This is a genomic window from Neisseria sp. HMSC064D07 (assembly GCF_001837185.1).
Lineage (GTDB): Bacteria > Pseudomonadota > Gammaproteobacteria > Burkholderiales > Neisseriaceae > Neisseria > Neisseria flavescens_C.
On the sequence record NZ_KV831650.1, the window covers coordinates 1 to 8,933 of the forward strand.

The window sequence follows — 8,933 nt, forward strand, 5'->3', positions numbered from 1 at the left end:
TTAGGGGATTTTGGGGAATTTTGCAAAGGTCTCTTATTATTTGATCGGCTGCTAACCAATTACCTACTCCAACTTTAACAATGAAAAGTGGGCAATCTACTCAATCAGTTTATGCCGCACCAACGCTATACGTTTCGCCCTTGCTGTCCGCTTGGCCGACAATGGTAGCAACGGCAGCGGCCAAGCCATTGCGTGTCATGTATTTTTGCGGAATTTCTTGGGCATTTTGTGTCAAGGTATAGGCATTATCTTCGCCATCGGCAAGGCCGCAGGGGCGCAAGATAGTCCAATTCAAACCGCTTTGTTTGAGATAGATTTCGGCTTCTGTTTTGGCACGGACGGCTTCGCCGAGTGCCTGTTTGAACGGCTCGCTCATCATGTCCCATTGTTCGCCACAGCCCATGCTGGTAATCAATACAAAGCGGGCTTGCGGATTGACGGCTTTCGTAGCGGCAATGATGTTGATATTACCCAGCGCATCGCTGCGGATACCCTCTTCGTTTTTGCCGCCGACAAAACTGATCACGGTATCGGGACGATATTGTGCCAACGCTTTATCGAGTGCGTCGACATCAAGCGCATCGGCGACGACGGTTTGAATATTATGTTCGGCAAAAAAGCTGTCTTCAGACGGCTTTCTTAATACGGCGACGGTATCGGCTGAGTCAGTCAATGTGCGGATATAGGCGCGGCCGGACGGGCCGTTGGCTCCGAAGATGAGTTGCATGTTTGAGATTCCTTTGTATGGTAGATGTTTATTGTTAGAAAATCCGCTCCTCTATGCAACAAGGAACGGATTTTCAGGCCGTCTGAAACCGTTTAAGCGGCATCAAATAGTTTACGCATGGCTTCGATTTGGTGTTGTTTCAACTCGCCTGCTTCGTCGCGGCCGACGAAAATTTTAAACATGGCGCCGCCGTTGCGGTTGATAAAGTTGAGCGAGCAAGTGGCTTTACCCATAAATGGGCGTTCCAAAAGGTAGATGGAGGCGCAGTTTTCATAGTAGATGTGGCCGTGTACGCCGCCGTCGGTTTCAGGATGGTCAAAGTTATAGAAACCGCGGCCGACTTTGCCGTTAGGCAGTTTGCCGCTGACTTCGACGATGGCATCGGGGGTGTGGGCGATGAAGGTAACGGATTCATTCCATGCGGCAACGGCTTGGAGGATTTCGACTATGCGGCTGCCTTCGGTTTGACGCACATTCTCTTCCGGCAGACAGCGGATAACGTCTTCAAAACTGCATTGGTTTTGCGCAGCCAGCATTTCCAGCACTTGGCCGGGATTTTTTTCCAATGAGTGACGTAACATGGTTTGTTGTTCGGCTGAAAGTTTTTGCATGGTTTGATCCTTTTCTTGAGTCGGAAGAGTGAGCATGAGTTTGCGGATAAGGGTGGGCGACCAATAACGGCCACTGGTATTCAAACGGATCAGGCCGTCCGAATCGGGTTCTTTAAAAAGCTGCATTTCCTGCCATTGGGCAATCAGCTTTTGCGCTGCTTTGTTGCCGTCGAACAATAATGGATTCAGACGACCTGTTTCAATATCGTGCTGAACTTTGCTGAGCAGTGCTTTATTTGGACTATGACCGCTCATAAACGCGATGTTTTTCTCGTCTTTCGGCGTGGCGAGATAGCTCTCCAAATCGCCCTGCACCTGATAGCTGAAACCGCCGAAGTTACCGCCTGCGCCGGAGCCGAACGCCAAACAGGGAATATCGGATTTGATCAGGGTATTGTAGCGGTTGCGCTCGCCGCGGCCGGGATAGGCGAAGTGGCTGTTACTGACCTGTTCCCAGCCTTTTTCCAGCAGTGTTTCAACTGTGTAGGCATATTGGTCTGCCTGAATATCGAAACCCGGCGGTGTCGGAAATGCGCCTTTTTCAATCATGCGGTTGATGGGCAGCATGGGATAAAGATTGAACGCGTATGTATCCAAACCGGACAGAGGCAGCTCGGCGGCGCGGGTAATATCGTTTTGCCAAACGTCATCGGTTTGATTGGGCAGGCCGAACATTAAATCGGCCACAATCACGGCATCGAGCTCGCACAATTTTGCTAAATATTCAAACGCCTCGTCGCCGCTGTGTTTGCGGCCGAGACGGCGGCGGATGGCGGTATTGAAGGTTTGCACGCCGATGGAAATGCGGTTGGCCCCTGCTTCGAGACAGGCCTGTGCTTTTTCCAAATCGAAATGGCTCATGCGCCCTTCGATGGTGAACTCGCAGTCTTCGGCAAGCGGCAGATATTGGTAGCAGGCACGAATCAGGCGGACGAGGTCTTCCGTAAGCAACGCGGTCGGCGTACCGCCCCCGAAATAAACAGCTCGGATTTTGCCCTTGCCTGTACGAACTTCGGCTTCAGCGGCCATTTCTTCGATAATTTTGTCGGTGTACACGCTGCTTTGGCTGTCCTTCCACGCATTACGGTAGAAGCCGCAAAAAACGCAATGGTTGGCGCAAAATGGAATATGCAGATAAGCAAGCGCGTCCACATCGGCGGCATGGGGAAGCTTTTTCTTCCAAATGTTCTGCCACTGGGGGCACGGCATTGGAACGCCGCCCCAAACGGGCATTAATGCCTGACGTTCGGGAAATGCCTTGGGTGCGGATTGTCTTGGAGTCCAAACAAGCTGCTGTACCATGATAATGATTAATAAAAGTTATCAATAAGATTGTTATATTAAATAACCATCATCATTTCCTTGTCAATATTTTTGTGTAATTAAAAATCAGTATTATTTTAAAATATTGTATTCTATAAATAATTAAATGTATTTCTATTTGATTAAAATCGGCATATTACTTGTGAAATGCGCAAAATCTGTTTCTTCAAGCCGGGAATATCCTCCCATCTCATTTCATTTTTGAACGATAAAATAAATTTTCTTTATCGTTTTCAGACGGCCTGTTGGCGCTCAGCTTCTGAAATAAAACCCTGTTTCATCTTCGCAACGGCGTATCTGCCAACCGTAAACCGATTCAAGCAAGTCGGGGCGCATCACTTCCCCTACCTTGCCTGATGCAACGACTTTTCCCTTATTCATCAAAATAATATGTTCCGCATAACTCGCGGCGAGGTTTAAATCGTGCAATACCATCATTGATGAGGCACGGTTTGAATGCCCGACCAAATACTGCATCAGGCGGTGTTGGTGGCGGATATCGAGATGGTTGCACGGTTCGTCTAAAAGCAAGACTGGCGCGTTTTGCAACAGGGCGCGGATGATGTTGGCGCGTTGCTGTTCGCCGCCTGAGAGCTTGCCGATACGCTTATCCGCCAAGGCCGTCAAATCAAAATAATCGAGCAACTCGTCCGCCCATTCATGGTTCAGACGGTCTTTTTGTACGAACGACGCCAACGCAATGTATTCGCGTACGGTCATCGGCATGTTGTATCGGCCATGCTGCCCGACCCATGCCACCCTGCCCGCGCGGATTTGCGGCGCATCGGCCTCACCGAAAAGCGTGATTTCCCCCTGCCCTGTTTGCCTGATTAAGGCCCGCAGCAAAGTGGATTTGCCCGCACCATTCGGGCCGATAATGACGGTCATGCCCGAAGGTATATCCAGTTGATCGATTTCAAGCAGGGTTTTGTCTTGGACGCGGACGGAGAGATTACGGATTTGAAATAAAGAGTGCATGGCAAAAAATATGGGGAAATGAAGTTTCAGACGGCCTGTTCAGGCATCAACGGCTTTTCAAAGGCTTAATAAACAAATACATAAAAAACGGTCCGCCCAATAAGGCAATCACGATACCAACCGGCAGATCGACAGGGTATGTCAGCCAGCGTGCCGCGCCGTCCACCACCATCAAAAATACTGCGCCCAACCAAGCCGACAACGCAATCAGTTTGCGGCGGCTGCCGCCGACGGTTTGTGCCAGCACATTGGGGATCATCATGCCGAGAAAACCGATGATGCCCGAAAGCGATACCGCTGCCCCCGTCATCAATGCTGCACCGATTACGGTTTGCACACGCAATGCCCCAACCGACACCCCCATACTGGCAGCCGTGTCTTCCCCCGTCATCAAAACGTCCAGCCGCCTGCCTGCGGACAGCAAAATCAGAAAACCGGGCAACATGACCGCGATTGCCACGACAGGCGATGAGAAACCGGCTTCAGCAAGGCTGCCCGACAGCCATGTGGTCGCGCTGCGCAATACCAAATCGTCAGATAAAAACAAAATCATGCTGACCACCGCGCCCGAAAACGCACTCAACACAAAACCCAACACCAGCAATCCCAAAGTACCGCCGCCGAGCAGTTTGTGCACCGCCAAAATCAGCAGGCATACACCCAATGCACCGAGAAAAGCCGCCGCAGGCACACCCATCGCACCGCCGCCCAAAGCCAATAAAACTATCACGCCCAAGGCCGCCCCGCCCGACGTCCCGATCAAACTCGGATCGGCCAGCGGGTTCTCAAATAAAGCCTGCAATGCCGCCCCTGAAGCGGACAAACCGGCTCCAACCAAAAGCGCGGTATAGATGCGCGGTAAACGGATTTGGCGGACGGTTTCATCCATCGCCAGCGGCGACTCCCACGCGCCAAAACCGATGCCGCAGCACAAATAAACGGCGGCGGCAGTAAGCAGCAGGCAAAGGGTAAGGATATGCGGTTTCATGACATCATGCGGTTTAAGCGGATTGAGGGACGGTTTCAGACGGCATTTTTAAGACAGCCGTTTTGTCTCCTCAACAAGAATGAACACATCAAGGCCGTCTGAAAACAAAAATCAGGCTGTTTTTTTCAAAACAGGCGTGTTTATTTCGCCAAACCGTGCAAACGCTGAATCACTTGCGGCGTATCCAGCCCGTAACGGAACATATCGTTGGCCTTCCACAAATAAATCTTGCCGTTTTTCGCGGCAGGCGAGCCGGCGATTTCGGGGCGGGCGGCAAAGGTTTTGACATTGCCTATCATGGCGGTGTTATGGTCGGCAATAATGATGATGTCGGGTTTGGCCGCAATCCATGCTTCTCGCGTCATCGGTTTGAGGCCCTCAATGGCGGCTGCGGCATTGATACCGCCGGCACGGCGGATGATTTCGTCGGCGGCGGTATTCTTGCCCGACACGATGCGCCCGTCGTAGCTGAAGAGGTAGCGTTTGCCGCTGGAAGGCTGCTGTTTCATATCCGCCTGCCATTTACTGGCCAACTTGTCTGCCTGCACGCTTTTGCCGATAAGCTGACCGATGCTGCGGATACTTTGCGGATAGGCGGCGATGCTGTCGTCGGGTGCGACATTGACGGCTTTAATGCCTGCTTTTTGCAGGTGGGCAAAAATATCGGCAGGCTGCGCCATCCATGAACCGATGGCAATGTCGGGTTTGACGGCTACAATCGGTTCAACCGTCAGACGGCGATGAATGCCGATACTGGGCTTGTTTTTCAACGCCGGATTTTGAACGGTCTGATCGCGGCCGACGATTTCGTCCAACGCGCCGAGCGCGGCAACAATGTCTGCCGTATCGGGGGTTAACACGACGATGCGTTGCGCGTGTGCAGTGCCGGCCAACGAAATAAGCGCGGAAAGCAGAAGGAGTTTGAGTTTCATTGTTTTTTCCTTGTCGCATGCTTTCAGACGGCCTGCTCGTTTTCTCAGGCCGTCTGAAAACGGTTGAATCACATTAGAACTTCAGTTGTACGGTTGCGGCAAAATTACGGCCGGTTTCGGTGTACAAGTCCATCACACTGGTACGGCTCATGCCGGCAACGTCGGCGTGTTGCCAGTATTTTTTGTTGCCGACGTTGTAAATGTTTGCGCCGATTTCGAGGTTTTTAAACGGTTTGTACCACGCGCCGACATCCCATACGCCATAACCCGGCGCTTGGAAAACAGTGTCGCTGCTGACGCGACTGTGTTTTTTCGACCAACGCAGCTTGGTGCCGACACCCCATTTTTCCTGCGTGTAGTCCAAACCCAAAACACCGTTGAGCGGATAAGCGGAATCCAACGGTTTGCCGTCCTGCTGCTCACCGCGCATCCAAGCGATGCTGCCGGAGACTTGCCAGCCCGGCAGGAATTTGTAGGCGGCAGAAGCTTCAGCACCGTAGGTTTTGACGTGATCGAGGTTTTGATATTGGTACTGGATAATCGGGCGTCTGCCAACGGTGGAGGTACCGACTTCAGTGCGGTTGATGAAATTGCGGTAACGGTTGTAGAACGCGGTGACTTGCGCACGGGCGCGTTCGTTTTTGAACTTCATCCCCAATTCAAAGCTGTTGGAGCGTTCGGATTTGAGATTCGCATTCGGGATGACGGCATAGCCGTAGGTTGTATTGGCAAACGCCATGGTCGCGCTGTCAAACGGCGGCGTACGGAAGCCTTGGGAATAAGTAGCGAAACCGGTGAACTGCTCACCCATAGGCACGCTCAGGCGCAGGCTGGGCGTAAACGCAGAATCGCTAAAGCGCGTCGCCGTTCCGCCGGGATTTGCGTTGAGATAGGCTTGGTCGGTCGACGTGTTCAGCTTGTCTTTTTCGTAACGCAAGGCCGGAGTTAGAACAATGCCGTTGCCGAAGGTCAGGCTGTCTTGTGCGTAAACACTGAACGTTTTGCGCTTGCTGTCGGGGAAGGTTTTATTCGGATAGGTGCTGCCTGCATAAACTTTGCTGACGGCGCCGGTCAGATTGTCTACTGTCAGACTGTCGCGCGGACGGGCGGTCTCGGTGTGTTTGTATTCGGCACCGGCAACGACGGTTTGTTTGACCGCACCGTCAAACTCCCACACGCCGCGTCCGTTCAGCCCGCGTATGGTCTGATTGAAACCATAGTCGGAATAACGGGTCGAGTTACCTAATTGGCGCGCGCCCATACGCGTAATGCTCGCATCGACGGTATCGTCTTCCGTACGCAGTTTTTGCTGATAGGCAGTCAGGTTGGCTTCTTTCAGATGGCCTTCGCCAGTGTAGCGGTAGCCTGCTTCGATACGTTGACGGCGGATACGGTCGCGGGCATTGCTCTCAGATGTTGCGATGGTTACCGGCCCGCGCGATTGCGAACCCAAGCCGTTTGCCAATACGGTATCGTTGGCGTGGTAATACTGTTCGTACAAAGTTTCCAAGCGGTGGCGTTCGTTGCCGATATTGCCTTTCACCAAGATATTGTAGGCATTGTTTTTCTGTGGATTGGTGGCAGTACGCGCAGTCGAGTAGCTGGTATCACTGCCCATGTTTTCGGTTTCATGACCTTGACGGCGCGTCAGCATCAGCAGACCTTCAGCGTTTTCATGGAAACCTGCTACAGTCGCCGTCACGCCATGGCTGCGGTCGCGGCTGCGGTAGCCGTGTTTCAAACCGAAATAACCGCGTTTGCCTTCATCGACGAAATCACTCGGAGAGAGCGTCACCATGTTCACCACACCGCCGAGCGCGTCGCTGCCATACAGCGCGGAATAAGGGCCTTTGACAATATCGACCTGCTTGAGTGTGTCGCTTTCGACCATATCGCGTCCCGAAATCGCGCCGTTGGAGCCGCCACCTGCATAAGATTCGGGAATGCGCACGCCGTCTACCATCATCAGAATGCGGTTGCCGTCTATGCCTCGGATATTGATACCGGCATGACCGCGGCGGTTGTTGTCTGACGGCACGCTGACGCCGGATTCATACATCACGATATCGTCCAAATTCTGCGCCGAGGCTTGATTCAAGGTTTTACGTCCGATAACCGACACATTCGGCGCGGCTTTATCCAAGGTTTGCGCATTGCGGTCGGCCGTAACCACCACAGGCTCTATTTCTGCCTGAGCCACCGGCATCTGAGCCGCATATAACTGTCCGGAAAAAACCGCCCCTATTACACAGGCAATCGCTTTCTTTTTCATTACACAACCTTATCATTTGAATAATAATGGTTTGCATTTATAAAATAAATAGGCGGTTTTTGCAAGTTTAGAAATCTCAAGATAGCACTAAAAACCACTTCAAAAACGCAAAATATAGTATGACGTAGCTGGATAAATAATTCATGGATCAGAAGCAAAGTGCCTGACCGTGTCGGCATAGAAAACAGACCTGCCGTTGTCGACCAAAAATCCCGCATCGGCGATTAGGAGGCCGACACCATCATCGACAATGATCGAGAAGTACATCGCAGAGAAAAGCATTTAGCCACGAAACGCCAAGAGTTTTATTTTTGAATCTGTTCCAACCACTGGGATCCGGATGTTGCATTTGAAATTCGAATCCAAGCCTGTCTGAAATATTCAAACAAGGTTTTATTTGTTCCTCTTATCCCTCACCCTTCTATTTACCTCAAACTCAAAAAACATTTCCATATTATTAAAAATTAGTTAGAATTTCACAAAATTATAAATAATAATCAAACTTATTTGTATTATTTTAGTCAGAGTGTAATCGCATCTATTCGGTCTGTCTTGTTCAGACGGCCTTACCAATCAAGCTATATGGATACATTCTATGCAACCGATCAAAGTCACCACCCTCTCCGCCTGCATCGCCGCCATTGGTTTCGTCCCTGCCGTTTATGCTGCAGATAATTCGACAGTTATTCTCGATACCATCAATGTCAAAGGCACACGCAATAAAGACGAAATCGGTAAAAACCGAGTTTATGCCCGCGAAATCGTCAATCTTTACAAAGGCAAAAACGAAGTCGAAACCTTCAAAGGCAACACCGTATCCGACCTTTTAAGCGGCATGTCCGGTGTTTACAGCGGTGACGCGCGCAACAGCGGCGCGTTGGATCCCAATATACGCGGCGTACAGGGACAGGGACGGATTCCCGTTACCATTGATGGCACGGAGCAGGCGATTACCGTCTGGCGCGGCTACGCAGGCGCAAACAACCGCAACTACGTCGACCCCAACATCATCAGCAGCGTTTCCATCGAAAAAGGCCCTTCGTTCAGCCGTGAATTGTGGCAACCGACTTGGGCATCCTGCACGAAATGCAAAAGCAGGCGC

Annotated in this window: 7 protein-coding genes; 1 reads left to right on the top strand and 6 read right to left on the bottom strand. The window is 51.4% G+C overall.

The features are described 5' to 3' along the window. Positions 1 to 109 precede the first annotated feature (109 nt). The 6 genes from HMPREF2608_RS01440 to HMPREF2608_RS01465 all read right to left on the bottom strand — a co-directional run bounded on the left by HMPREF2608_RS01440 (position 110) and on the right by HMPREF2608_RS01465 (position 7,831). Positions 110 to 727: an NAD(P)H-binding protein gene (locus HMPREF2608_RS01440; RefSeq protein WP_070825735.1), complete on the bottom strand. Its 618-nt coding sequence runs from the start codon at positions 725 to 727 to the stop codon at positions 110 to 112. A 92-nt stretch (positions 728 to 819) separates the two neighbouring features. Then, positions 820 to 2,640 carry a heme anaerobic degradation radical SAM methyltransferase ChuW/HutW gene (hutW, locus tag HMPREF2608_RS01445; protein WP_070825736.1) on the bottom strand — a complete coding sequence of 607 codons (1,821 nt, stop codon included), beginning with the start codon at positions 2,638 to 2,640 and terminating at the stop codon, positions 820 to 822. Positions 2,641 to 2,913: 273 nt separating this feature from the next. Beyond that, the gene (locus tag HMPREF2608_RS01450; RefSeq protein WP_070825737.1) at positions 2,914 to 3,639 is read right to left on the bottom strand and encodes an ABC transporter ATP-binding protein; all 726 of its coding nucleotides are present in this window, start codon (positions 3,637 to 3,639) and stop codon (positions 2,914 to 2,916) included. Positions 3,640 to 3,685: 46 nt separating this feature from the next. Next, on the bottom strand, positions 3,686 to 4,627 hold the full coding sequence (locus HMPREF2608_RS01455) for a FecCD family ABC transporter permease (RefSeq protein ID WP_070825738.1): 942 nt from the start codon (positions 4,625 to 4,627) through the stop codon (positions 3,686 to 3,688). A 140-nt stretch (positions 4,628 to 4,767) separates the two neighbouring features. Further along, positions 4,768 to 5,559, bottom strand: coding sequence for a heme/hemin ABC transporter substrate-binding protein (locus HMPREF2608_RS01460; RefSeq protein WP_070825739.1), 792 nt, complete (start codon positions 5,557 to 5,559; stop codon positions 4,768 to 4,770). Positions 5,560 to 5,632: 73 nt separating this feature from the next. After that, complete coding sequence (locus tag HMPREF2608_RS01465; RefSeq protein ID WP_070825740.1) at positions 5,633 to 7,831, bottom strand: TonB-dependent hemoglobin/transferrin/lactoferrin family receptor; 2,199 nt, start codon at positions 7,829 to 7,831, stop codon at positions 5,633 to 5,635. Between the two features lie 595 nt (positions 7,832 to 8,426). On the opposite strand from HMPREF2608_RS01465, the gene HMPREF2608_RS01470 reads away from it, so the two are divergent. Then, positions 8,427 to 8,933: TonB-dependent receptor plug domain-containing protein (locus tag HMPREF2608_RS01470; protein WP_168167205.1), on the top strand; the 507-nt coding region annotated here is incomplete at its 3' end.

Bases quoted from the DNA above. Each gene is read 5' to 3' on its own strand.
- HMPREF2608_RS01440 (WP_070825735.1), bottom strand. From the start codon at position 727: ATGCAACTCATCTTCGGAGCCAACGGCCCGTCCGGCCGCGCCTATATC.
- hutW (WP_070825736.1), bottom strand. From the start codon at position 2,640: ATGGTACAGCAGCTTGTTTGGACTCCAAGACAATCCGCACCCAAGGCA.
- HMPREF2608_RS01450 (WP_070825737.1), bottom strand. From the start codon at position 3,639: ATGCACTCTTTATTTCAAATCCGTAATCTCTCCGTCCGCGTCCAAGAC.
- HMPREF2608_RS01455 (WP_070825738.1), bottom strand. From the start codon at position 4,627: ATGAAACCGCATATCCTTACCCTTTGCCTGCTGCTTACTGCCGCCGCC.
- HMPREF2608_RS01460 (WP_070825739.1), bottom strand. From the start codon at position 5,559: ATGAAACTCAAACTCCTTCTGCTTTCCGCGCTTATTTCGTTGGCCGGC.
- HMPREF2608_RS01465 (WP_070825740.1), bottom strand. From the start codon at position 7,831: ATGAAAAAGAAAGCGATTGCCTGTGTAATAGGGGCGGTTTTTTCCGGA.